The sequence below is a fragment of the Novosphingobium sp. 63-713 genome, assembly GCF_001898925.1.
Classification (GTDB): Bacteria; Pseudomonadota; Alphaproteobacteria; order Sphingomonadales; family Sphingomonadaceae; genus Novosphingobium.
In genome coordinates this window covers 1-23710 of sequence record NZ_MKVS01000035.1, presented here as the reverse complement: position 1 = coordinate 23710, position 23710 = coordinate 1, and the positions used below count along the sequence as shown (strand labels likewise).

General features: G+C 63.0%; 22 protein-coding genes. 15 read left to right on the top strand and 7 right to left on the bottom strand.

The window, feature by feature from the left end; all coding sequences use genetic code 11:
* Positions 1-156: 156 nt before the first annotated feature.
* Genes BGP00_RS16030 through BGP00_RS25410 form a run of 5 tightly spaced genes read right to left on the bottom strand, consistent with a single transcriptional unit; the run spans position 157 to position 8736 of the window.
* Positions 157-1242 carry a phospholipase D family protein gene (locus BGP00_RS16030; RefSeq protein WP_292693897.1) on the bottom strand — a complete coding sequence of 362 codons (1086 nt, stop codon included), beginning with the start codon at positions 1240-1242 and terminating at the stop codon, positions 157-159.
* The gene (locus tag BGP00_RS16025) at positions 1236-4502 is read right to left on the bottom strand and encodes an N-6 DNA methylase (protein ID WP_292693899.1); all 3267 of its coding nucleotides are present in this window, start codon (positions 4500-4502) and stop codon (positions 1236-1238) included. Before BGP00_RS16025 ends, BGP00_RS16030 begins: the two co-directional genes overlap by 7 nt.
* Positions 4492-6621, bottom strand: coding sequence for an N-6 DNA methylase (locus BGP00_RS16020; RefSeq protein WP_292693902.1), 2130 nt, complete (start codon positions 6619-6621; stop codon positions 4492-4494). The genes BGP00_RS16025 and BGP00_RS16020 overlap by 11 nt, the downstream gene beginning before the upstream one ends.
* The gene (locus BGP00_RS16015; protein ID WP_292693904.1) at positions 6608-8521 is read right to left on the bottom strand and encodes a DNA methyltransferase; all 1914 of its coding nucleotides are present in this window, start codon (positions 8519-8521) and stop codon (positions 6608-6610) included. The genes BGP00_RS16020 and BGP00_RS16015 overlap by 14 nt, the downstream gene beginning before the upstream one ends.
* A complete protein-coding gene (locus tag BGP00_RS25410; protein ID WP_366522359.1) occupies positions 8518-8736 on the bottom strand; it encodes a ribbon-helix-helix protein, CopG family in 219 nt (72 codons plus the stop codon). The genes BGP00_RS16015 and BGP00_RS25410 overlap by 4 nt, the downstream gene beginning before the upstream one ends.
* 388 nt (positions 8737-9124) lie before the next feature.
* Between BGP00_RS25410 and BGP00_RS16010 the strand changes: the two genes are divergently transcribed.
* On the top strand, positions 9125-10495 hold the full coding sequence (locus tag BGP00_RS16010; RefSeq protein ID WP_292693906.1) for an IS1380 family transposase: 1371 nt from the start codon (positions 9125-9127) through the stop codon (positions 10493-10495).
* 704 nt (positions 10496-11199) lie between these two features.
* Entirely contained in the window at positions 11200-11583 is a 384-nt protein-coding gene (locus tag BGP00_RS16005; protein ID WP_292693908.1) for a lytic transglycosylase domain-containing protein, read from the top strand.
* A gap of 85 nt (positions 11584-11668) precedes the next feature.
* Here BGP00_RS16005 and BGP00_RS16000 read toward each other — a convergent pair whose 3' ends face one another.
* Together BGP00_RS16000 and BGP00_RS15995 are read right to left on the bottom strand one after the other, a co-directional pair.
* Entirely contained in the window at positions 11669-12040 is a 372-nt protein-coding gene (locus tag BGP00_RS16000; protein ID WP_292693910.1) for a hypothetical protein, read from the bottom strand.
* Positions 12041-12262: 222 nt separating this feature from the next.
* Positions 12263-12652, bottom strand: coding sequence for a hypothetical protein (locus BGP00_RS15995; RefSeq protein ID WP_292693912.1), 390 nt, complete (start codon positions 12650-12652; stop codon positions 12263-12265).
* A gap of 295 nt (positions 12653-12947) precedes the next feature.
* On the opposite strand from BGP00_RS15995, the gene BGP00_RS15990 reads away from it, so the two are divergent.
* The 13 genes from BGP00_RS15990 (at position 12948) to traU (ending at position 23635) form a co-directional block, all read left to right on the top strand.
* Positions 12948-13268 carry a hypothetical protein gene (locus BGP00_RS15990; protein ID WP_292693914.1) on the top strand — a complete coding sequence of 107 codons (321 nt, stop codon included), beginning with the start codon at positions 12948-12950 and terminating at the stop codon, positions 13266-13268.
* Between the two features lie 92 nt (positions 13269-13360).
* Positions 13361-13645 carry a type IV conjugative transfer system protein TraL gene (traL, locus tag BGP00_RS15985; protein ID WP_008065174.1) on the top strand — a complete coding sequence of 95 codons (285 nt, stop codon included), beginning with the start codon at positions 13361-13363 and terminating at the stop codon, positions 13643-13645.
* Position 13646: 1 nt separating this feature from the next.
* On the top strand, positions 13647-14210 hold the full coding sequence (locus BGP00_RS15980) for a type IV conjugative transfer system protein TraE (protein WP_292693917.1): 564 nt from the start codon (positions 13647-13649) through the stop codon (positions 14208-14210).
* Positions 14207-15049, top strand: coding sequence for a type-F conjugative transfer system secretin TraK (locus BGP00_RS15975; RefSeq protein WP_292693918.1), 843 nt, complete (start codon positions 14207-14209; stop codon positions 15047-15049). The genes BGP00_RS15980 and BGP00_RS15975 overlap by 4 nt, the downstream gene beginning before the upstream one ends.
* A complete protein-coding gene (locus BGP00_RS15970) occupies positions 15046-16398 on the top strand; it encodes a TrbI/VirB10 family protein (protein ID WP_292693920.1) in 1353 nt (450 codons plus the stop codon). The genes BGP00_RS15975 and BGP00_RS15970 overlap by 4 nt, the downstream gene beginning before the upstream one ends.
* 14 nt (positions 16399-16412) lie before the next feature.
* A complete protein-coding gene (locus tag BGP00_RS15965) occupies positions 16413-17273 on the top strand; it encodes a DsbC family protein (RefSeq protein ID WP_292693921.1) in 861 nt (286 codons plus the stop codon).
* Positions 17274-17282: 9 nt separating this feature from the next.
* Positions 17283-17963 carry a hypothetical protein gene (locus BGP00_RS15960; RefSeq protein WP_292693923.1) on the top strand — a complete coding sequence of 227 codons (681 nt, stop codon included), beginning with the start codon at positions 17283-17285 and terminating at the stop codon, positions 17961-17963.
* Positions 17964-17969: 6 nt separating this feature from the next.
* Complete coding sequence (traC, locus tag BGP00_RS15955) at positions 17970-20516, top strand: type IV secretion system protein TraC (protein WP_292693925.1); 2547 nt, start codon at positions 17970-17972, stop codon at positions 20514-20516.
* Complete coding sequence (locus BGP00_RS15950) at positions 20513-20836, top strand: hypothetical protein (RefSeq protein ID WP_292693927.1); 324 nt, start codon at positions 20513-20515, stop codon at positions 20834-20836. The genes traC and BGP00_RS15950 overlap by 4 nt, the downstream gene beginning before the upstream one ends.
* Positions 20829-21383 (top strand): TrbI F-type domain-containing protein, encoded by a 555-nt coding sequence (locus BGP00_RS15945; protein WP_292693929.1) that lies wholly within the window; start codon positions 20829-20831, stop codon positions 21381-21383. The genes BGP00_RS15950 and BGP00_RS15945 overlap by 8 nt, the downstream gene beginning before the upstream one ends.
* Positions 21367-21909, top strand: a complete 543-nt coding sequence (locus BGP00_RS15940; RefSeq protein WP_292693931.1) for a S26 family signal peptidase — start codon at positions 21367-21369, stop codon at positions 21907-21909. Before BGP00_RS15945 ends, BGP00_RS15940 begins: the two co-directional genes overlap by 17 nt.
* Positions 21906-22553, top strand: coding sequence for a type-F conjugative transfer system protein TraW (traW, locus tag BGP00_RS15935; RefSeq protein ID WP_292693933.1), 648 nt, complete (start codon positions 21906-21908; stop codon positions 22551-22553). The genes BGP00_RS15940 and traW overlap by 4 nt, the downstream gene beginning before the upstream one ends.
* An 83-nt stretch (positions 22554-22636) precedes the next feature.
* Positions 22637-23635 (top strand): conjugal transfer pilus assembly protein TraU, encoded by a 999-nt coding sequence (gene traU, locus BGP00_RS15930; RefSeq protein WP_292693938.1) that lies wholly within the window; start codon positions 22637-22639, stop codon positions 23633-23635.
* The last annotated feature ends 75 nt before the right edge of the window (positions 23636-23710 follow it).

The window sequence follows — 23710 nt, the reverse complement described above, 5'->3', positions numbered from 1 at the left end:
GCCCTGAATGCTTCGTGCCAGGGATCGCCACCCGAATGGGCGGAGACAACATGGCTGGCTCCGTAGAGCCGGCACATCCGGCGTCATAAAGCCGGGTCCGCGCACGCGGAGGCACCACAATCTGGGCAGCCGTACAAGATGATTAAATTCGCTGCTTTACAGCAAACCGACAACCCTGTTGGTGGCCACCGTGCCAAGGCGAAAAAGCGTTTGACGCTGTGCCGAGGCCTGCCGCCACGAACGTGCAAGATCGGACTCCCAGGGGGTCACGATTAGCTCGAAGGAACCGTTGGTCAGGCGGCGGAACATGACCGCCGAGTCGGCATAATTGAACCCGCCCTGTGCGGCAGTCGGCAGGTTCATCCGCTCCATCTTGTTATTGCCATGCCAGGTCAGTCGCCGGTCGCTCCACACGCGCGCGCCGCAGCGGAGGACGGGCTCACCGATTATCAAGTTATGCGGATAGTCGTATTGGTCGAAAACGAGGCCGAAGAACCGGTGTCCGCCGCGCGGCAGCTCCAGTTGGTTGCTCGATCCGCCTTGAAGGGCCTCGCCGTGAACCCACATGGCGGGATAGTCGGCGGGGTTGATCACTTCGGTCTCAATGGCGACGCGGAACAAGGGCAACGCGGCACCCGCCACCGGTGCCGGTGCTGCTACAGGCTGTGCCTCCTGCTCGATTTCGGGGGGCGGCGGCTGGGCCTGTCGCAGGGCGGTATAGGCTGCGAGCAAGTCGTCGGTAAGAGTAGTGGTTTCAAAGCGGGCCTTGTCGAAGGCTTCATCGGCATCGGCGCGCGGAACGCCATGCTGTGCCCATGCCGCCTCGGTATTCACGCTAAAACCGCGGCTGGTCAGGTTCGCCGAGCCGACCAGCGTGCAGCATGTTTGGGGATCGGTGCCAAAGACGTATAGTTTGGGATGAAAGGCGCGCAGCGGCATAAGCGAGCCCTGCGCCAGCCTCTGCGCGCCCGACACCAGAACAGTGGCGTTCGCCAGCCCGCGCCAATGCTGCAAGGCTTGAGGTTCGGTAAGGCCGAAATCAAAGGATGTCACAAGGGTTTTGGGCATCGCCGCGAATGCGGCCGGCCCCACGGCATTTGCGACGGCAGACAGCAATATGTTTGCGCCGCCGAGCGTGACGTATGCGGAAGCGGCGCGGATATCGATGGCCCCCGCCGCGACCATATCGACGAGAGCATTGCGCAAGCGCGCCGGTTCTGCGGCGTTCTGGACGATCAGCATACCGGAGCCTGCGTCCCGCTACCGCTGCCGCCGGATGGCGCGGGGGATGCACCGGTCAGCGCCGACTGCGCCAATGTTTCAAGCTGCGCCAGTAGCGGCGATGCTTCGAGCAGCGTGCGCAATTTGCGGCGGCGCGCCGTCAGTGCTTTGGCAGGATCAGCCAGATACAGGTCCGTCGTGCAATGGTCGTCCGCTAGTGTGGCAATCTCTTTGGCAAGGACCGCGATCTTCTGATGATCGACTTTGGCGGCATCGTATGTAGGCATCATTCTGTATGGTAGCGTGTGAAGATGCCGCTCCCCGAAATCGCCCTTCGGGTTAAACGCGAGGGTGGCGTTGGTGAGAGCCTCGCTGTTGAGCATGCCGACCTGGTACCAGGCCTCGTCCGCGTCCGTCACAACTTTCCAGTACAGTGTCTGGTCAACGACAAGGTCCTGAGCCTGCGCAACCGGAACGCACGCCGCGCAGATGATCTTGCCGCCGGCACCGGCCAGAATGAGGTACCCGCTCATACCGAAGACTTGCTTGGAAAGCTTACCCCGCTCATCGATGCGCTGTTGGAGCGACTTGCCTTTCCCCACCGTTTTGAGCCTCTGGTTGATCGCGGCGAACCGCCGTGCGGTCTGGGTAAAGCCCTGCCTGCGGATTTCGGCCTCGTCGAGAATGCTCCACGTTCCGCCCGCCGCGCGCAGCGCCGGCAGAGCCATCGGCGCGCGATGGACACCGAGCACGAACGGCAGCAGGTTTTCCGACTGGGCCATGCGGAAAAGAAAGCGCGGCGCGACATGGCCGGGGAAGCGGTCTGCCGCTAATTCCTTGGCTGATTTGATCGTAAACCCCCATGCGGAGGTGCGTGTAGGCGTATCGACGCGGTACTCCGCCCCCGCATTCTGTACGATATTGATGCATACGGCGGTGCGCGGCATAAGGTCGGCCCCCTGCTGCGGCAGGTCACCGCCACTGCCGGTCACGGCCGGACTAACGCCCTTTTCCAGCACCCATGCGCTGCGCGCCGAACCGATGGTGCGAACTGAAAAGCCGGTGGTATCCAGCCCTGTATCGGTCGCAACGAAGCCGCTAAACGTGGTTCGCGGAAGCCCGGTCATGTTCGCTTTTTTGTGACCGACGAGCGCCGCGCCGGGATATTTGAAGGTTCCGGGGGCGACCTGCCAGATTTCGGCGATGTCGAGCGGCACGGGACGGTTGCTTGTCAGGAAATCATGCTGCCTGAGCCGCTCGTGGTGGGTGCCGTTCAGCACCGTGCCGGGTACAAGGCAGGCGACGGAGGCATCCGGCCCGAGATAGCGGTCGATGGCATGGAGCAGGTGCATCGTGCCCAGTTCAAGATGGAGAAAGGACTGTCCTGCGGGCTGGATGCCGTAGAGTTTTGCCCGGCCTTTCAGCAAGTCCCGGTACGGGTTGTCGGCCAGCCCGCTCATGGCGAGCCATGGCGGATTTGACACAAGCCCGTTGAAGTGGCCGGTCAGGAGTCCCGGCCTGTAGGTATTGCGTAGGATGAACGCCCAGATGCCGTTGCGTCCGGCAACGGCAAGTTCGGCCATGCGATGCGCCAGTGGGAACAGCGCATCGGAAAGCTGCTTGTAAAGCTCCGGCGACAACGTGATCCCGAACGCCGAGATCGTGCCGTCGAGAAAACCGTCTGCGTCCGCCTTGCTGAAACCCGCAACTGTGCCACGCCGCTGCGCATCACGCGCTTCGTCGTAGGCCCAGTCCACGATCCGGTCGAAAAGCTCGCGGTACGCAGGCTGCACCAACGCTGTCGGTAAATATACGGTCGTGCCGTCAAGCGAAACCGGAATGGTATCGCCTTCGCCGACCAGCGGAACTGACGCGGAAACCGGCGTGACGGCGAACAGCGAGTCCGCATGATAGACTGGGATGACGATGGGCTTTGTTGCAGCCTTGATCTCGGCCGACAGGCTGACGACCCATGTAGTTTTGGCGAGGCTAACCGCCAGCGGGTCGATGTCGAATCCGGTCGCAACGTCTTGAAGCTGCTCGATGGCAGAAAAGCCAAACCGTTCCCGTGTTGCCTTTATGATTTCCGCGAGCATCGTGCCGGATCCGCAGCACATATCGACGATCCGAGGGCTTTCCCCGGCCGGGAGCCCGTCGATGCAACGATCGGCAAGCAGGCGGGCGAGCCAGTGCGGGGTCCATTCCTGGCCGAGCAGCTTGCGCTGGCTGCGACGGGCGAGCTGCGCCATGAAGCGGCCGAACAAATCCTCTTCGGGATACCAGCTGAAATCGTAAGCATATAGATCGCGCTGGAGGTCGCGGGCCACCGCGACAAGCCGGTCGATGTAGGACGGGCTGAGAAGCCAGCCAAAATAATCCTGCTCGACTACATTCTCCAGCTGGAAATTGTTGCGGAAGAATTCCCCGTTCAGGATTGTCTTCAACTCATTGTCTGTGCTGAGCACCGCCTTGCCTGTCAGCACGTTCGCGCTCAGAAGTCGCGCGAGAAGGGTCACGTAAGCTTCATCAACATACGCGGCGGTGCGGAAGGTGCCCGCTGGCCCCTCCAGATGATCGACGAACTGAGACCAGAGATCGGTGGCGAGGCTCGCCGACGGATCGCCCTTGCGCCCCTCGTCCACCAGCAGCGACACAGGTCCCGCGCTGCTTTTGTATGCAGCCGAGTCCATGCCGAGATCGGAGGCGAGGAATTCTGACCGCAACGGCCGCGACTGTTCGCGCGCCAGATGCTTCTTGATAAAGCCGCCGAGCTGCTCGGCGGACAAGACGCTGTCATCGGGTAGCCTGAGTTCGTCGATAACAACGAGCGTGATGTCGGCAGCGGTGCAGGATGGTGGATCGACCCCCGCTGCAAGCTCGGCATCGTAGGCGCACCATTCGACCGTGTCGGACAGCACGCCTCGTATTGTTGAAACCGGCATGCCCGCGCGGACGAGCCCGGCCGCCTGCTCCTGCACCTGCGCATAGCCGGTATCGCGCTTGGCGGTGTTGCGCAGGTCGGATTCGTACTCAATCGTCGTCGATCCCACCAGATTGTCGATGAACCGGGATGCGACCTTGCCTGATTCCGTGCCCACTTTGGTATGGGCTTCCGTTCCTTCGGTGTAGTTGTTGATCCAGGTCTCGTGCGCGGTATCCGGGAACATAAGCCGCAACCGTCCCTGGAACTCGCTGCGCAGGACCGCCTCGACATGACCGGCATCCCGCAGCATGCGGCAGCGCGCGATAGTTTCACGGATGCGGGCAATATCAGCTGTCATGGACGGTCCTTTGACGGGCCGCGCACGCAGCCTCAAGACGAGAGTCGATACGGAGCGCTACTTCTTTGAGGTTGTTTTCATTCATACCGGGCAACGAAGCGGCGAGGATGAACATGTCGATCTGGTGCTGGGCGGATGGCACGCCCGCGGCCAGTTGCTGTCCGAGCGCGGCGAGTCTCTCGCAGTCGCTGTCCGATAAAGCGGGAATCGGCACCTGACGGATGTGCGTCGCTTCGAGTTTGAGCGCGCCGCCGCCAAGCGGCGTGCCGGCGGCTTCCATTGCCGCCCGGCACCAACTGCTGTGGAACAGGGCGTAGAGAGCGTGCGCTGTCCAATGCCTTTGCTCCGCCCACAAAGTTGAGAAGTTGGCATCAATCAGGACCGGCGGCTGCGTATTCAGCGCGACGGCCGGTGTGCCGTGATTGATGCGCGGCGTAAAAGTCGCGGGCAGGTGGCGCGCGGTGAAGGCCGGCAGCATGTACCAGAAGCGCGGCACGTCGCGGCCTGTCGCGGGCTTGCGGACATTGGTGCGCACGGCCGTAAGATCAGGAATGCACCGCGCCGGCTCTTTGGAGTCCAGCGAAGTTCGGGCTGCCAGCCGCACGAACGAAGCGAGCTCCGGCGGCATTACGCGGGGTGCAGATATGCGCCGCTCACGGTAGGCCTCCGCCGCTCCCGCGACGAGCGGCTGGTCTTCCGGCAGAACCCAGTTCGACAAATCAAGCGCGCGTGTGGCCGGAACGCGGCCGTCCGCAAAGGCCTGCATATCCGCCTGACGATGAAGAACAGGGCGCAGCGCCGCCACGGGAACGCGCACCTGCATGTTCTGAAAGCTGTCCGAAGCTTCGACGGTGACGGTATCGCCCTCTTGGTCACCGGCCAAGGTCACATAAAAGAAGCGGTTGCATCCCGTACGCAGACCCTGGCTGACCCGAATACCGGCCTGTTCAAGCGTTTGGAGGTGCGCTGGTGCCGCGCCCGGCGGCAGCATGTCGAGCAATCCTTGCGGGATCGCCGCAGGCCTTGCGTCCCCAGCAGAAAATAGCGGCAGGGCATCGCGTCTGTTTTCGGCCTTCTGGAACCAGCCCTTGCGTGCAAGGCGCTGTTCCAGCGTGCGCCATTCCTCATCCAGCGCAAAGGGCCGGTTCTCAATGCCCGGCACGTCTCCGTTCGCCGTGCCTGCCCATGCCGCAAAATCCCGCTCCGGTTCAGAACTAGGAAAGGCACCGCCCACAAGCGACTCTCCGCCCGCAGCCGCGGGTGCAACTTGCAGCCAAGTTGCGGCCGGCAAAAGCGACCGGGCTGACACGGGCGCTTGCGCCTCGCCCCAGGAGAGCCGCCGCGCGATGACAAGATGCGTGCGCACCAGTGCATCGGAGAACCAGCCGGGCTGGGTATCAGCGACAATGTACTCAAGGCGGAACGCGCGTAGCAGCAGGTAGCGCACAACATCGGCATAGTCGCGCGAACGCCAGGTGGCGGGAACGACAAGGGCTAGGCGACCGCCCGGCCGTGTCAACAGGGCGGACAGGAGCCATGCCGGTATGGAAAGATCGGCAAGGCCCGAATAGCCGTCGACCAGTGCCTGCCAGAGCGCGCGCTCGCCGCCGATCATGCGTGCATCAACAATCGCGGACAGGCCCCGGCGCACGTCACCGACACCGGCACCGTTCCCGTTTTGCGATTGGTATCTCACATAAGGGGGATTGGTGATGACGAGATCGTAGCCGGGGGTATCTAGCGCCGCGATGGCGGCGGGGTCGAAAGCACTTCCCGTGAGAATATGGCTGCTCTCCGCGGCTTCGTCCGCCTCCAAAGCCGCCATCCTACGACCGCAGAAGGCGGCTGTTGCGTAATCAAGCTCTATTCCGTGCAGTCGGCTGAGCCGAGCTCCCCGCGCCTGCGCCGTCAATGCTGCCGCATCAAGGAGGTCGCCGTGCCCCGCCATCGGATCGAGCACTGTGCGCGCGCCGGGGTCGAGCGCTAGGTGCGCGAGAAGCGCCCCCAACGGCAACCCTGTAAAGAACTGCCCCAGCCGTTTGCGCTGAGCCGGCGGCAGGCTTCCCTCAAAGGACCGCGCTGAGGACCTGATCGCGCCGATTGAGTCAGTCGCTGGCACTGCATAATACTCCGGGCAGCGGCTGTTCAGCGTACCAGCGATAAAAAACGTCTGCGTCGAGCGGCACTTGTTGATGATGGCTGAGGAAATGCGTCACGAGGCGGGAGTAAAGCCTCTGCGCCGTCGCTTCGGCCGGATCATGCGCGGCGGTCGCCGCGCGGTAAAGGGCCGTTGCGACCTTCCATACACATTCGTCCATACCGGTCTTGCTTTCGATCCGGGCCTCGTCCTTACGACGGGGCCCCAACAGGAGCACGGGATCGCCGCGCACGGCTCCTTCCGTTGTGACCTGTTTGAAGCTGCCCTGCTTCTTGTCGAGAACCCCCGCATACTCCACGTCAAAGCCCGCATCCTGGTAGGCGCGCTGCAAGGCGTTCCAGACTTCGGCGGATGCGGAATGAAACACCATCGTGGCTTTGCCGGACGGCTTCAATATCCGGCGGGCCTCGCTGAACGACTGGGTCAGCAGGTCCCGGTACTCGTCAATGGCCTTGCCTTGGTCTGGGCTAACGATGGCTTCATCTGTGCGGTCGGTGAAGGTCTTGAGCCAGGCCTCATTTATATAACTGAGTTCGGCATAGGGTATGTTGGCTCCGAAGGGCGGGTCCGTGAATACATAGTCGATACTGCCGGACGGCAGCGCGACAGCGCAGCTAGATCCGTGGACGACTTCGACCTTGCCGCTGCCGCCGTGGATTGTCTCAAACGCCCGCGCAATTGTTGTCAGCTTGCGCCGCAATCCTGCAAAAAAGTTCTTTTCGACCGGAAGGCCGCTGACATAGAGTACGCCGGGTTGGGCGCTGGTGACGACTAGGTCTTTCTGGCCGGACTTCGCCACGACGCGCGTCATGATCGTGCCATGCGCCGCATTATAGCTGAGCAGCCAGAAGCGCAGCCCTTCGCGGAGCGCGCCGCGATACGATTCCACACGCTCCCACATGCGAGCGAAGACGATGAGATTGCGCCGCGTGTAGAAGTGATGAACGTGCGTAATGCCCTGGTGGTAGCCTTTTCGGTAAAGATCGCCCCAGGGGATCAACGCCTGTGGGACGCACGACGGGATTGGCTCCGCCTCAATCTTCTTGATAAGCGTCAGGTCGGCGGCCATGGCTGGGCGCGACCATCGTTTTTTTCCGGTCGAACCATAGACGCGGGCCATCGCGCGTCCGCGCAATGCGCGCTGCTCGCCAAGCAAATCATCCTTTTCCTGCACCGTCACCCGTTGCACATCATCCATCGGCGCTTCGTGGCGGCATTTCGGGCAGGAGAAGGTGGAAGAAATCTCCGCTGGATCGAGCGAAACGCACGCATCCCACAACGTGACAGAGCTGCGGCAACCGGGGCAGCGCAGCTTATCGCTCCAGATCAGGTGACGAAGGGAGCCTTTCGCTCCGGAGGGATCGCGCGCTTCATACATCCAGCCGTCTTCGCTCTCCCCGGCCGCCAGGACATCTTCGGCGGCCTTCCTGAACGCGGCAGGATCGGGCGGATTGGTCAGGGTCCGGCCGACAAACGAGCCGAGCGCGCCCAGCTCATAGAGAACGGCATTGCGGGCACCCCACTGCACGTCAAGACCAAGGCGGATCGCTTCGGCGCGCAATTCCTCGGTTGGCCGTTCACAAAGCAGCGCGGCGAGGCCGGTCGTCCCGCTGCCCCCGAACCCGTCAAACACGGTGTCACCGGGTTTGGTATGGGCGGCGATATATAGGGCAATCGCCTCCGGGGAAATCTTTGTCGGGTAGGGAAAGGCCCCGTACAGGGCACCGGTGCGCTTTGCCGCCAGTGGCTGGCGGTAGAGGGCATCCAGAGATTTGGCGGGCATCGCCCGCGCTGCCTTGCGTGGCCTGTTTGCTGTGTGAAGCATCTGTTCGTTTTCCCCCGGCATTTTCATTTGTTTCATGTCCGTTCCGGTGCTGCTGCCCGCTTGTCCAGAGCCGGCCGCCGCACAGCCCGAGCGGGCTGCTGGTGTCGCCGCAAATATTCATGGATGGCACGCCGCACGACCCACGACACGGATACGTCGTCCTTTTCGGCGAGCGTGTTCAGCGTGTCGTAGTCTCCGGGCGTGACGCTGACGGTGACACGGGGGCCGAGCTTTGATGATCGATCACTCATGGCAGACCTGCTATTGTTCGCATATTGTTCACCTTAGTGAGATGTGATTCTAATTGCAACACTGTGCATCACTTTGACTCGCAGACAATATGCTATTCTTCATTGTTTTCATAATCTTCGACCTGTCACCCCTCAAGGCCCAAGAGTCTCATACCCCTCGGCGCTCGCTCTGCCGCTCATGCGCAACAAAACGGCCCGGCTCTAATCCCAGCTGGTGGAAAACTGGGGGTCACGTCAGCGTCAACCCAACTCGGTAGCGAATTGGCGCAGACGACGGTTAACCTGTCTTATTCACCGCGGCGGGTGAGAGGGTTGGCGGGAGTGGCGTAAGCGATTGCTTTGCAGTAGGAAAATGGGTGTCTAGACCAGTCCTTCAGCGAGGCAATTTATGCCACGGACCACACCCGCCGGGAGCGATGATAGCGCGCCGGGATTTTCGTTTCCAGCGGTTGGCGGCAAGAAGGTCACAACCGCGTTCGACGGTGGCCGGCTGACCTCTGACGGCGGCGTTCTGCTGCTGGCGCAGGCCGAGCGCGCGATGGGGATCTGCCGGCAGCTTGCTGCGTGCATGGCCGATCCGCGTGACCCGGCGCGGGTGATCCATCGCCTTGACGACATCCTGCGCGCCCGCGTGTTCGCAATCACATGTGGCTATGAGGATGCCGATGATCTCGACCCCCTGCGCGACGATCCGGGGTTCCGCCTGGCGCTGGGCAAGTTGCCGGGATCGGGCGCGGGGCTTGCGAGCCAACCGACGATGAGCCGCTGGGAGAATGCACCAACCACGCGCGAACTGGCCCGGATGATGGCCGTGATGATCGGCGTCTACTGTGCCAGCTATCCGGCCCCACCGGCGGCGGTGACGCTGGACATCGACGACACCTGCGATGTCGTGCACGGCTATCAGCAGCTCTCGTTCTGGAATGGCCATCACGGCGAACGCTGCTTCCTGCCGATCCACGTCTACGAGACCGCGACCGGCCGTCCGGTCGCAATGCTGCTGCGCACCGGCAAGACGCCGTCTGGCGCCGAAGGTGCCGGCCACATCCGGCGCCTGGTGCGTCATATCCGCCAGCACTGGCCCGATACCCACATCACCATCCGCGGCGATGGGCACTACGCCCGTCCCGAGATCATGGCGTTCTGCGAGGCGGCCGGGGTCGATTACGTGTTCGGCTTGCCGACCAACGCCGCGCTGCGGGCCGATCCGGCCATCGTTGCCGTCGCCGATGCCTGCGCGGTCAAGCGGGCCCAGGCCCAACATCCGGTCCTGCGCAACTATGTCGAGACCCGCTACGGCGCCAAAAGCTGGAAGAGCCAACGCCGCGTCGTCGCCCGGATTGAGGCCAGCACGCTGGGCATGGACATCCGCCATGTCGTCACCTCGCTGACAGAAGGCTCGCCCGAGCACATTTACGACACGCTCTATTGCGCGCGCGGCCAGGCCGAAAACCTGATCAAGCGCCACAAGACCCAGTTGGCCAGCGATCGCACCTCGTGCCGCTCGGCCAATGCCAACCAGATGCGCCTCATCCTGCATACCGCCGCCTACTGGCTGATGTGGCGCGTCCAGCAGGCCATCCCCAAGGCCACCTCTCTGGCCACTGCCGAGTTCGCAACGCTGCGCCTGCGGCTGCTCAAGGTCGCCGCCCGCGTCATCGAGACCGCCTCGCGCATCCGTGTCGCCTTCGCGTCAGCATGCCCCGACGCCAGCGTGTTCAAAGCCATCGCCACCAGTCTCCGGCCAGCGCCGACATAGCCAGCGCGGCTGTGCCGCACAAAGCCCGAGCCATCGCCCATCAACCTCGAAAAGCCATCGGTTTTGCTGCGGCGAAAAACGCCGCCGAAACCGCGCGCCCGGATCACGCGGCCACCGACACATCAAACCCGGCACGCCCCAGTGCAGCGGGCTCATGAATAAGCCGGGTTAAAATGTGGCGGACGCACGACTTGTCGCTCGTCTACCTATCTCGGCAAGGCTTGCAAAAGCTCGGTGAACTGGGATGATGCGTATGCGATAACCGAACCCGCCCCCTTCAATGGGATTGGGTAATGATTTTCAGATTTCTGCTGGCCGGCACTTTGTCGATGGCCATAACTCCCGGAGCCTATGCTCAGCGGGTCAACTTACAGGCATTCAGCCCCGCGAATGGTGATCAGATACCGTTTGTAATTCGAGTGACAGGATCATTCGCCGGAGACGAACGGTCCAAACCCGAAGATTTCGGTGGCTTGGCGGGCGATTTCGAAGCGATCAGGTTGAAGATACCCTTGGCTCAGGCCGATACCAGAGCACGCCACGTCCGGGCGCTCACTCAGAAATCCAACAGGGATAGGCCCGCCTCCCCCCCAGCTCCTGTTGATACCATGCTTAAGCATGGCGCTTGCGAAGAAAGGCCTTACGCCCCCAGCCCTCACCTCCCCCGAGATGCCGAGCGACGCCGTGCCATCTGGTATCCAGCTATGGCGGCGGCGGCTTGCGAGGCTGGGGTGCCGGTCCATTTGTTCGACGCCCTCATCATCCAGGAAAGCCGCTACATCCCCGTCGCAATCAGCCCCAAAGGCGCGACTGGCCTCGCGCAACTCATGCCCGCCAGCGCCCGTATCCTTGGTGTGCGCAACATCCTGGACCCGCGTGAGAACATGCGTGGTGGTGCCCGCCATCTACGCGCCTTGCTTGATGAATTCGGGCGGTTCGATCTGGCGCTGGCCGCCTATAATGCCGGCGCAGGCCGCGTGCGGGCGACAGGCCGGGTGCCCCGCATCACTGAGACGATCCACTATGTATCGAACATTCTGGTGACAATGCAAAGGCAGCTTTCCGCGCCCATGCCACTCAGGGAATAGCTCTGGCACCCCTCATTTCGTTGCGACTGCTGGCGACCCGAAGGGAATGCAGCCGTTTGCCCTTGCTGTGCGGGCCGAGGGGGTTTCAGAGGGTGGGAAGTTTCACGAACTCATCACGGCGCTGTCTGATCTGCTTCTGGTTGGTGACCAGTATCTCAGCGAGCCATGTCGTGAACTTCTCTTCAGCCGCCTCTGACAAAGGCTCCATCGGAAAATCGGCGCTGGCATCCACCTTCTTAAAAACAGGTGCCAGCATCCGGATGAGGATCTCCAGCACGGGCTCGTCATAGGCACTCCAATCACCGATTACCTCAATAGCCATGACTGCCTTCGCGGCATCAATCCCGACGATAGCCGATAGCCGCTTGAGATCGATGAGGCGTAAAGGCTTCTGGCCGTCAAGGAGACGACCAAGCTGGCGGCGGCTCATCCCCGCCAGCGATGCGATTTCTGCCATTGACCGGCCATCGCGGTTAATTCGGTCCCGAAGCAAGGCGCAATGGCTCCCGGAAACCGGCGCGTCCGATAGCAAGGCGGCCCTTTCTTGGGATACTAAAGTATAGTCAGTGTTTGGAGTGATAGGTTCGGTCATAGCTCTCCTCGGCGCGCTGCGGCGTTAACCAATACCGGCGCGGGAGGGTGACCTTTGTCAAGTTTCAGGCAAAGTCGTTGCTTTGGCTCAAAGACCCTCGTTCAGCACATGGGCACAAGCGTTGATCGCCTCGATCACGCTGACCGATCGACCGAGCCTACGGCTCGCATCGTCGCGAAAATCACGCAGCCGATCATTGATCCTGGAATCGATCCGGATGTTGATCGCGACCTCACCAACCAGCGCATCGTGGCGGCAAATGCAGTCTAATTCACTCAAAGATATATGGAATATTTCACGCCTTGATGAGGAGAGCACCGTGGTCAGCAGGCGCCTGGGTGAGCAAAGCTCAAGCTCGCGCGAGGAGAGATTGTGCAGCGCCAAGCTGAGCGCCCGGAACGCCGCCGGGCTCATCTTCAACCGATGCGCGGTCTGGGATCGCGGGTGATGACTATCCCCTGTCTGGTCCACTTTCATTGACAGCCCCCATGTCAAACCCCTGTTGCCGCAAGATTTCGGCGCGATGATGGGCGCTTTGCGCCCATCGATGTGCAAGATCGAAACGCGCCCAGCTTCGTTTGCGCCCAATGCTGGGCGCTTGCGAAACCCCCTGTGGGCCGAATCAGTTCGAGCATAGGTCAGGACGCAGAAATTTACTTGATTTAGCGCCAATTTGGCGGGAGCCGACTTGTCGGTGAGTCCCCGTCTGGCGGAGCCTTCGGTTCGGCACAGGAACACATTGCGTCCTGGCCCTCTCGAAAGGACTTACCCCATGACGTCCCTTGCTCTGCCGGCGCCCAAGCGCGCGCTCCTGCCCTATCTCGGCGTCGCTGTGGCGGCGACGGCCATACTCGGCCCGGGCGCCGCCTTTGCCGGCACCGACACTTCGTTCAACACCGCGCTCACGCAGTTCACCAACTTCCTGTCCGGTTCGGGCGGCAAGGTGATCACCGTGTTGAGCCTGGCTGGCGGCATCGTTGGTCTGGCCTCGGGCCGCTTCTCGCTGGCGCAGGTCGCTGTGCCGGTCGGCACGGGCGTCGCCGCCGGTACCGGCGTGCCGATCGTCACCGCGATGGTCACCGCGACCATCTGACCAGAAGGCCGGCTGCGCGGTGAACTTGCCCCTCCCACACCCCCGCGCAGACCGGCCCGATCCCCCACAACCTCTTGTGACGGCGGGCAGCGATGGAACGCTATGCGATCCCCAAACATCTGGATGATCCCGAACTCATCGGGTTCTGGACGCTGGATGAGTTCCTGGTGATGGTCACCCCCTTCATCTGGGGCATTCTGGCTTCGCATATCGTCATCGGGCTGGTGTTCTCCACCGTGGCCTGGTTCGGTTATCGCAAACTCCGCGCCGGACGCTCGATGGCCTGGATCCTGCATTTTGGATACTGGCACCTCCCTGGCGAGTTTTTCGCCATGAAGAGCTTCCCGCCGTCCCATCTTCGCGTGCTGGCGGGCTGAAATGGACATCGATCTCGCCCACGACAAATCGCAAGGCATCCTGCGCCAGCGCAACGGCCTGGCGTTGCTCTCGCTGGTTCTCGGCCTCGTTGCGGTCGGCAGCATGGTCTCAGCGGGCCACAAGGATCGCGAGGTCGTGCTGGTGCCGACCCTGCGCACCCCGCTCACGCTGACCAGCGCCAAGGTCTCGCCCGACTATCTGGAGATGGTGACCCGCGATGTGGCGATGGTCGCCCTTAATCGGTCGCCCCAGAGCCTGACCTACTGGATGGACTCCATCCTCGAGGTGACCGACGAGCAAGCCCGCGGCGAGGTCAAGAAGGCACTGATGAAAGTGGTGGCTGAGCAGCAAGGCTCGCAAATCACCCAATTTTTCACGCCCGATGCGATGCATGTCGATCCCGACAAGCTGACCAGCACGGTGGGCGGCACGCTCCACACCGTGGTCGCCTCCAAGGAAGTAACCTCCGAGCACCGCACCTTCCGCTTCACCTGGACCTACAACGGCGTCTCCCTGAAGCTCAAAGGCTTCGGGATGATCGCCAAGCCGGAGGAAACGCCATGAGTGGCCCATTCCCCGGCACCATCCCACAAGGGTTTTCCTTCATGGCCATTCTGGAATTGTCGGCAGGGGCAAGCCTTGCCCCGCGCCTTTGGTGGGCTGAGCGCGCCCTTGGCCTAGCCCTGATCGGCGTCGGCCTTGCGAGTGCTGCGCCCGCTTATGCCGATCAGACGCTGATGGTGGCCGACAATGGCACCGTCCATTGCGAAGCCTCGGCCAAGGATCTGACCCGCATTTCGCTGAAGGATGACCAGTTCGCCTCGGTCTCCAAGGTGCAGGCGGCCAATCCGGCCGACGATTTTCAGGTGGTCAACGAGCCGCTGCGTGGGGACATTTACCTCTCTGTCGCCAACGGCTTTTCCAAGCCCACAATCTCCTTCTTCGGGACGACGCGCAAAGGCTTCGTCTACAAATTTATCTGCGCCGTGGGCGGCTCGGACGCCCGACAGGTGTTTGTCGCCAATGCCGACGTCGAGCACCCGCGCCCCATGGGCGAGACATGGCCCGCTGGCCTGTCGGCCCAGGATGCCTCGGCCCGCCTGATCGCGGCCATGTATGCTCAGAAGCCGGTTGAAGGCTTCGACATCACCTGGCGCGCGCTGGTGCCGGTCAACATCGATACGCTCGTCGTTCAGATGGTCGGGCAATATGTGGGGGCCACCTACACGGGCAAGCTGCTCAAGATCATCAATCGCGGCCCCAAGCCCGCTATTCTGAGCGAGGACAAGGTTGCGCCTGCCGACGCCATCGCGGTGAGCATCACCAACCCGCGTCTGGCCCCCGGTGAAGCAACCACGGCCTTCATTGTCCAGCGAAACGCCGATGCGGGGGGTCAGCCATGAGCGCGCCCACCACGCAAGGCGGCTCCGCCGCGTCGTCCACCGGCGCCGATGATCTCGCCCGCAATGCCGCCACCCGCCGCCGTCAGCAGATTGCCATGTGGGGTCTGGGTGGAGTGCTGGTGATGGCGGGCATGTGGTGGATTCTTGCCTCACCCACACCCCAGACGGGCAGCGCCGAGAAGAAGGACGATCCCAAGGCGATCAAGATCTCGACCGACGACATGGTCAACCGTTCGATGGCCGACAAGGAATGGATGGCCCTCTCGGAGAACCAGCTCAACACGCAGGGCAACCAGATCAAGACGCTGCAGGGTGATTCCGTCCGCCTCGACCAGCTCCAGAAACAGATCGAGGATCTGCAGGGCCAGAACCAGGCGCTCAAAACCGATGGCTCCAAGGTGCTCTCGGCCTACCAAACCGAGAACGACCAGCTTCGCTCGCAGATTTCCGCGCTCTCGACCCAGATGCAGCGGGCGACCGCCGGGCCAAGCGCGCTGTATGGAGCGGGCGCACCGCCGACCTATCAGCGGTCCTCCTCCATCCCCAGCGGGTCGCCACTGGCGCAGCCCGCAGGTGATCAGGCTCGCGCTGCCATCGATCCGGCCAGCGCGCCACGTTCGAGCGAAGTGAAGCTACTGTCCTTCGGCGGCGATACAGGCGGGACGGGTACACGCATGGTGCCGGGCAAAACGACCCAGTTCACCGACAGCGAGAATTACCTGCCACCCAATTCGATCGCGACGGCCAAGGTGGTGGTGGGCGTCGATGCCACGACCAACACCAAGAGCCAGACCGATCCGCTGCCCGTCGTGCTGCGCATCACCGGGCCAGCGCGCTCGGTCTATGCTCAAGGCAAGCTGCTCAAGACCAACATCGTGGGCTGCATGGTCAATGGCGCGGCGCTCGCCGATCTCTCGTCCGAGAAGGTCTATGTGAAGCTCCAGCGCATGACTTGTCCGCAGCCGGGCGGCAAAGTCGCGGTGAGCGAGGTCAAGGGCTTCATCGCCTTTGGCGGCAAGACCGGCGTGCGCGGCCGCGTGGTCAATCGCTCGGGCAATCTGGTGGGTCAGGCGTTCATCGCCGGCGTGCTGGGCGGATTCGGGCGCGGTTTCTCGACCAATTCCTCAGCCTATCTGACCTCGCCCACGGTCAGCGTGAACGGCCAGCGCTCGACGCTTTCACCCTCGGACATCGCCCAGGGCGGGCTTGGTCAGGGCGTCGCCCAGTCCGGCGACATGGTCTCCAAATATCTGATCGAGCGCGCCGAGCAGTACCAGCCTGTCGTCGAAATGCCGACCGGCCTCGATGTCGAGGTCGTGTTCCTCGACGGCGTCTTCATCCGCAATTGAAGGAACCCCCTTGCGTGTCTCACTCCCGATCCTTTCTGCGCCTGCTGCCCATGCTCGGGCTTGTGCTGAGCACTTTGCCGACCATCGCCGAGGCACGCGCCGCGACGGCAACACGCGCTCGTCCTGCTCTGGCGAGGGATACGGCAGCGATGCGGGCTTTGACCCAGCGTCTTCCGCGCACCGCCGTCACCAAAGTCGATTGCGCCCATGTGCCGGGCATCTGCGAGGTGCAGGCTGGCGCCAACCTCTTCTACATCGACCCTTCGGCCCGCTACCTCATCGTCGGGCGGATCTATGACATGGAGACGCATCAAGATCTGACGGCCGCGCGCCTGCTGGCCATCAATCCCGATATGCTGGTCGGCGCGGCCGCATCGGCAAAGGCGCAAGAGACAGAGAGCGCAGGCCTTGCGCCCTCGCATCCCCAATCTGCGGTGGCGCCGGCTCCCACTCAAAGGGTGAGCCTTGCCAGCCTTCCGGCCAATGGGGCCATCGAATGGGGTAGTGGCAATGCCAGTGCGCCTAAAGTCACAGTCTTCAGCGACTTCCACTGCGGCTATTGCCGCGCGCTGCACCAGACCCTCAAGGCCATGGGTGTTCGCGTCACCGAACGGCCGATCTCGATCCTTGGCACGCGGGCGATTTCGGAAAGCGTAATCTGCGCTGAGGACAAGGCTGCTGCGGTGGAACGGGCCTATGGCGATCAGGAGGTCGCGAAACGCGCCTGCGACACCAGCGGCCTCGATGCCAACGAGACCTTCGCCCGTGCCCATGGCTTCACCGGCACGCCGGTGCTGGTCCGTGAGGATGGAGCGGTGTTGCTGGGTTTCCGACCGCGTGAATTCCTCGAAAGCTGGCTCAAGGGGGGCGCCTGACCCATGCGCATGTCCCCGATCATCGCCGCGCTCGGCCTGATGCCGCTGGCCGGTTGCTCGCTGTTTCACTCCAACGTCAAAGGCGGCTTCGTGTGCAGCGCGCCACGCGGCACCTGCGCGCCATCGACCACCATTGATGACAGCGCCATCCACGCGATCGACGCCGAGGCGGAAACCAACGACGAGCCGCCCACGCCCGATGGCGAGCACGCTGCCAGCGCGTCCCAAGCATCCACCAATCCCAAGGAGAAGAAGGCATGGACCTTTGTCGGCCCAGCCCGGCCGGTGCTCAAAATTGTCTATCTGCCCTGGCGCGATGGTTCGGGCCGCCTCCATCCCCGCACCACAGGTTTTGTCCCCGTCGACGCGCCGCTTGCTTCCGAGCTGTCCAGCGCGTCGCTCGACGCGAAAGCCATGCGCGCGGGCACCGACATGAGCCTACTCTCCCTCGCGGAAATGGCTCCCGACATGGCGCTGATGGATCCGTCGCCCAAGCCAGCGATGCCGGCAAAGCCCAAGGTAGACGCCGCCGCTCCGATCACTCCCGGCGATCCGGTCGCGGCGATCAAGGACAAGGTGAAGGCGATCCTGAACCAGCCCCAAGAACAGCCAGGTACGCCAAAGCCTTCGGCCTCCCAGCCAACCCAAGCGAAGACCAGCGCGGCGACCTTCCCGCCGCAGGGGAACTGACGCGCCATGCTCGCCCGGCTCATCGAACTTGTCACCGGCGACAGCGAAGCGCCCGAACATCGCGCAGAAACACGCGATGTGCCGATGCTCGCCAGCTTCCTCGGCTACCGCGCCTATGCGGCTGAGACGCAGATCTTCCATCTCACCCGCTCGAAAGGCTTCATCCTCGAACTGGCCCCACTCGTGGGGGCCGATGAGCGCATCGGCGACATTCTGACCTCGATCATCTCCGATGTGCTGGTGGCTGGCTGCGAATTCCAGATCATCAATTACGCCAGCCCCCGGATCGCGGAGAAGTTGCAAGAGTGGGCCTTGCCCCGCGTCCGCGCTGGTGCGGTGTTCAACAAGCTGGCGCGCTACCGGCTCGATCTGCTGCGCAGCGGCGCCTGGGCATCGCTCGCCACCGACGGCCCCTTCCATCTGCGCCAGTTCCGCGTGCTTTTTGCCGTGGGGGTTGGCGCGGGCTCGGGCGTTGATACCGAGACACTGCTTGGCATCCGCGACGGGATCATCTCGGCGCTCGACTCGATCAATGTCAAGACGCGGATTTTCAGCCCGACCGAACTCATCCGTTTCATCGACGATGTTGTCTGCCCTGCGACGGGCGCCGGCGATGACGCGCCCGATTACAGCCCCTTCGACCCGATCAACGAGCAGTGCATCCGCCGCGATCTCGTCACCCGCGTCGAGAAAGACCGGCTGATCCTCGAAGCTCCATCGCTGCGCCCCTCAGGGCTGGTTATCGATGGCGCGCCCGAGATGGCCGACATGAGCCCGCATGAGTTCGATGTGCGGACCATGTCGGTGCGCTACTTCCCCGAACGCTGGGCGCCATGGGACACGCAAAAGGTCATCGGCGACATCTTCAATCCCAAGCTCTGCCTGCCATGCCCTGTGCTCCAGTCGATCGCCGGGATCATCCCCTCGGCCGAGACCTCCGAGGCCAAGGCGGGCTGGAAATTCACCCGCACCACGGCGCTGGCCGATGGCAAGGCCGCGCGCCTCGTGCCCAGCCTCAAGACCCAATCGGCTGAGTGGGAGCATGTGCAGGCGCAGGTGCGCCTCGGGCAGAAGCTGGTCCAGATCTACTACAGCGTGACAATGGTCTCGCCGCTCGGGCGCGGCGATGTGAATGAGCGCACCCTCAAGGCGATCTACAAGGCCGCTGGCTGGGATCTGATCGACGAGACCTATCTCCAGACCGGCGGACTGCTGGCATCCTTTCCGCTGACTCTGGCTGATGGCCTCTCGCGCGATCTCATGCGGATGCGCCGTTTCCGCACCGTGCTCTCGGCCAATGTGGCAGCGCTCGCGCCCGTCCAGGGCGAATACAATGGCGGGGCGATCCCGCACCTGCTGTTCATCGGGCGGCGCGGCCAGCCCCAGTTCTGGTCGCCCTTCCAGAACAATGCCGGCAACCATAATGTCGCCATCGCGGGCAAGTCCGGCTCGGGCAAATCGGTGCTGCTTCAGGATCTGACCGCCAGCCTTGCCGGGGTCAGTGCCAAGACCATCGTCATCGATGATGGGCGCTCCTTCGAGCATATGGCCAAGGCGCTGGGCGGCACATTCACCGAGTTCAAGCTGTCCGCAGGGATTTCGATCAACCCGTTCCGCATGATCGACCTCGAGCTTGCCGCTGGCGACGAGGACTATCTCGTCGACTGCCTGGCGATGCTCAAAGCCATCATCAGCCAGATGGCACGCTTCGAGAACCGCCTCAACGACACCGAGCGCGGGCTGATCGATGCGGCGGTCAATGCCGTGTGGAACGAGAAGGCGCGTGAGGGCACGGTCGATGGGATCATCGCAGCCTTGCATACCGCAGGTCACCCGCAGGCCGATGACCTCGCCACCGCGCTGCTGCCATTCTCGGAGGCCGGAACTTATGGCCCGTTCTTCCTCGGCGATACCAATCTCGACCTCTCGGCCGATCTGACGGTCTTTGAACTGTCGGACCTCTCAAGCCGAGAAGAACTGCGCAGCGTGGTCCTGACCTCGATCATGTTCGTCGCCTCGCAGACGATGAGGAAACTCGACCGCCAGATCCCCAAGGCGCTCATCATCGATGAAGCCTGGGCGATGCTGAAAGGCGGCGCGATGGCGGATTTTGTCGAGACCTATTCGCGCACCTGCCGCAAATATGGCGCCTCGCTCATCACCGCGACCCAGTCGATCAACGACTTCTACAAGTCGGGCGGCTCGAAGGCCGCGCTGGAAAACTCCGACTGGATGCTGGTGCTCCAGCAGAAACCGGAGACCATCGCCGACTTCCGCAAGTCCGACCGTTTCGAGATGGACAATTTCACGGACGCGCTGCTGCGTTCCTTGAAGCGCAATGGCACCGAATATTCCGACCTGCTGATCCGCGGCCCGGACACGCAGACGGTCTGCCGCCTCGTGCTCGATCCCTTTTCTGGCACGCTCTATTCGTCGAGCCCTGCGGTTTATGCCCGCATCGAGGCGGAGGTCGCGCGCGGCGCCACCATGGCCGAGGCGATTGAGTGCGTCGCCTATGGGCTCGACCGCAGCGCTAAAGGAGCGCGGCCATGACGCGGCGCGTATCACCCATCAATTGGGGGGCAGTCGCCGCGTGCGGCTTACGCCTCACGGGTTGGTTCGCCGTCAATGTGCTGGCGGCTGCCGGCGTCATGGCGCTGATCCTCTTTGCGATCGGCGACTTCTCATTGCCCATCACCATGGCGCAACTCGCCAACCTTGCCGACCGCTATGTCGCCGCCAATGCCATCCGCCGCGACCAGTTCGACCAAGAGGTTATCATCGGCTTCTTCGCGATCCTGCTGCTGGTCGCCTTCTTCCGCCGCAGCGGCTTTGCCCGGGCCTTTGAAGATAAGGATACCTCCAATGCATGACGACACCCCGCAGCCGCAGGGCGAATTGCCTTTGGGGCTGGACGCCGCTGGTTCACCCACTGCTGTGACTGGCAAGCGCCGCGCGCTGTTTGCCTTCCTTGCCAGCAATCGCCGCCAGATCCTGGTCATGGGCCTCACCGGGGCCTGCCTGCTCTGGGGAAGCTGGGCCACCCACAAGCTGCAGGGACTTGAGCAGCGCGTGACCACCATCCGCAAGGTGGCGCTGGCCGATCTCGTCCGTGAGTATGTGCAAGGGCAGGCCCGCAGCGGGGCTACGCCTGACCAGATTACGGCGGAGACCGGCGCTTATCTGAAATCACTCAACCTCGCGGTTGCCCGCCACGCGGCTCAGGGCGAGGTCCTACTGCTCAGCAACGCCGTGGTCGCAGGCGATGTCCCCGACATCACGCCTCAGGTCCGCGACGAGGTCTATGCCAGTCTTGCCAAGCCGCAAGGCGGGGCTGCTGCACCATCAGCGCCGAGCCCATCGGTCCAGATGCAGCAGTTCTTCGATGCCAAGGGAGCAGACCATGGCACCGGCAAGTGAGATCGCGCCTGTGCCGGCTCAGCGCCAAACATCATGGCGACTGAGGCTGGGCGGCATGGCACTGATCGGCGGCGCGGCGCTGGGCTGGTCTGCGCTCAAGGATTGGCACGACCACCACGCCTTCCTCATCAACGCCAGTGAGTCGCTCCCCAACTGGGCGCTGCTGGTCGAGACGGGGCGCTTCCCAGCGCGCGGCGATTATGTCGTTTTCGCTCCCGGTCATGACAGCCTCGTGGTGCGGCATTTCGGGGCCAACCCCAAGCCCTTCGCCAAGATCACCTATGGCGTGCCAGGCGATGTCGTCACCCGCATGGACGATGCCGTGCAGGTGAATGGCAAGACCGTCGCCCATTTGAAGCCCAAGACTCATCAGGGCGAGGATCTCGTACCCGGCCCCATCGGCACGATCCCACCAGGGTGCATCTATGCCGGAAGCCCGCATCAGGATGGGTTCGACAGCCGCTATGCCGCGATCGGCTTTGTCTGCCGCGACCGGTTGATCGGCATCGGGACGCCGATCCTGTGAGGCGCGCCGGTCCCGCCTCGATCCTGCTTGCGGTGCTGGGCATTGGCTCGGCGCCGATGATGGCGAGCGCCCGCGATTTCGGCACCTTCGGCCCGACCTGGTCGATTGCCGAGCCGGACCTTCTGGCCGCCATCAAGGCCCGGCTCGAAGCGGCAAGGCAGAACGGCAAGCTCGATGCGATGAACCAGCGCTTCGTCGAATCGGCCCAGGCCAGCGTGCGACGACCCCATGCCGTGGCGGGCATTACGCCTGCCAGCAGCGACCGGCGCTGGAGTTTCGATCCCAGCGTTACGCTCTCGCAGGACATTCGTGATGCGCGCGGGCATTTGATCGCAACGCAGGGCCAGCGTTTCAACCCGCTCACCCATCTCAATCTCGCCCACAGCTTCGCCTTCATCGATGGGGATAGCGCGGTGGAACGCGAGTGGGCCATGCACCAGGGCGCGCCGGACAAGCTCTGGATCGTGCTGGTCAAAGGTTCGCCGACCGATCTCATGAAAGCGACCCAGCGCCGCTTCTATTTCGATCAGATGGGCAGCCTGACGGGCAAGTTCGGCATAGCCCATACGCCCGCGCTGCTCGTCCAGCAGGGCGACCATCTCGACATCCGCGAAGTGGCGCTGCCAGTAGGAGAACGCCGATGAAGCGCATCTGGCCCGTCTTCTGGCAACGCTTCGGGTGTGGGCTCCGTTCGGGCAAAAGCGCGCGCCGCTCCCCCCGTCGTCGCATGGGCAAGTTCTGGGCCATGGTCGCCGCCAGCCTGGCGTTGGGTTCGGCCCAAGTGGCACAGGCGCAGGGCTCGCCCACCTGTCATGGCCATTTCCCCAATCCCATCACCGACATCTGCTGGGATTGCTTCTTCCCGCTGTCAATCGGCGGCTTCGACCTCTGGCCGAGCGACAAGCCCGATCCCGGAAACCCCAGCCTGCCGGTGTGCCTGTGCGGTATCCGACCGGGCCTGTCCTTCGGTTTTTGGGAGCCGGTACGGCTGATCGATGTGACCACCAAACCCTTCTGCTTCCCCAACCTCGGCGGGCTGACGATCAATCCGGGGATGTATGTGGGCAATGGCCATGTCTCGTCCGCCGCGCAAAAGGGCGGAAACACGCAGATGAGCGCCCAGTATCAGGCGCATTATTACGTCTACCCGCTGTTCTATCTGCTGGAGTTGCTGGGAGATTTCATCTGCTTTGAGTCCGCCTCCTTCGATCTCGCCTACATGACCGAGATCGACCCGACCTGGAACGATGATACGCTGGCCGCGCTCGTCTATCCCGAAACGGTGGTCTTCGATTTTCCGCTGGCACAGGTTGCTTGTGCTGCCGATTGCGTCGCGGCCACTGCCGCCTTGCCGCTTGATCAGCTCTTCTGGTGCGCGGGCTGCAACGGCTCGATGTACCCGATGACCGGCAACATCGGGAACAACGATACGATGGACCAGTCGATGCGGCTCGCGGCCGAGCGCATGGTCTTCAAGATGCACCGCACCGCGCTCGCCTGGGGCACGATGGGGGATCAGGGCCTCTGCGGTAAATACATCATGCCGATCATGAGGAAGCAGCAATACCGGCTGCAAATGGTGAACCCGGTTGCGGCCACCACGGGCCGCTATGCCTGCCAGCCTCCCGGAGGATCGACCGCTGTCCAGCTCACCTCGCACACCTATCCGGTGGTGGGTGAGGACGTTGGCTACCTCCTGTGGCGCAAGCGTAATTGCTGCGCGTGAGCGCCGTGACGGCGCAGAAAGGAAATATGTATGTAGAACAACATCATATCCTTTCAATCGTCTTGCTGACGATTG

Bases quoted from the DNA above. Each gene is read 5' to 3' on its own strand.
- BGP00_RS16030 (WP_292693897.1), bottom strand. From the start codon at position 1,242: ATGCTGATCGTCCAGAACGCCGCAGAACCGGCGCGCTTGCGCAATGCT.
- BGP00_RS16025 (WP_292693899.1), bottom strand. From the start codon at position 4,502: ATGACAGCTGATATTGCCCGCATCCGTGAAACTATCGCGCGCTGCCGC.
- BGP00_RS16015 (WP_292693904.1), bottom strand. From the start codon at position 8,521: ATGAAACAAATGAAAATGCCGGGGGAAAACGAACAGATGCTTCACACA.
- BGP00_RS25410 (WP_366522359.1), bottom strand. From the start codon at position 8,736: ATGAGTGATCGATCATCAAAGCTCGGCCCCCGTGTCACCGTCAGCGTC.
- BGP00_RS16010 (WP_292693906.1), top strand. From the start codon at position 9,125: ATGCCACGGACCACACCCGCCGGGAGCGATGATAGCGCGCCGGGATTT.
- BGP00_RS16005 (WP_292693908.1), top strand. From the start codon at position 11,200: ATGGCGGCGGCGGCTTGCGAGGCTGGGGTGCCGGTCCATTTGTTCGAC.
- BGP00_RS16000 (WP_292693910.1), bottom strand. From the start codon at position 12,040: ATGGCAGAAATCGCATCGCTGGCGGGGATGAGCCGCCGCCAGCTTGGT.
- BGP00_RS15995 (WP_292693912.1), bottom strand. From the start codon at position 12,652: ATGAAAGTGGACCAGACAGGGGATAGTCATCACCCGCGATCCCAGACC.
- BGP00_RS15990 (WP_292693914.1), top strand. From the start codon at position 12,948: ATGACGTCCCTTGCTCTGCCGGCGCCCAAGCGCGCGCTCCTGCCCTAT.
- traL (WP_008065174.1), top strand. From the start codon at position 13,361: ATGGAACGCTATGCGATCCCCAAACATCTGGATGATCCCGAACTCATC.
- BGP00_RS15980 (WP_292693917.1), top strand. From the start codon at position 13,647: ATGGACATCGATCTCGCCCACGACAAATCGCAAGGCATCCTGCGCCAG.
- BGP00_RS15975 (WP_292693918.1), top strand. From the start codon at position 14,207: ATGAGTGGCCCATTCCCCGGCACCATCCCACAAGGGTTTTCCTTCATG.
- BGP00_RS15970 (WP_292693920.1), top strand. From the start codon at position 15,046: ATGAGCGCGCCCACCACGCAAGGCGGCTCCGCCGCGTCGTCCACCGGC.
- BGP00_RS15960 (WP_292693923.1), top strand. From the start codon at position 17,283: ATGTCCCCGATCATCGCCGCGCTCGGCCTGATGCCGCTGGCCGGTTGC.
- traC (WP_292693925.1), top strand. From the start codon at position 17,970: ATGCTCGCCCGGCTCATCGAACTTGTCACCGGCGACAGCGAAGCGCCC.
- BGP00_RS15950 (WP_292693927.1), top strand. From the start codon at position 20,513: ATGACGCGGCGCGTATCACCCATCAATTGGGGGGCAGTCGCCGCGTGC.
- BGP00_RS15945 (WP_292693929.1), top strand. From the start codon at position 20,829: ATGCATGACGACACCCCGCAGCCGCAGGGCGAATTGCCTTTGGGGCTG.
- BGP00_RS15940 (WP_292693931.1), top strand. From the start codon at position 21,367: ATGGCACCGGCAAGTGAGATCGCGCCTGTGCCGGCTCAGCGCCAAACA.
- traU (WP_292693938.1), top strand. From the start codon at position 22,637: ATGGGCAAGTTCTGGGCCATGGTCGCCGCCAGCCTGGCGTTGGGTTCG.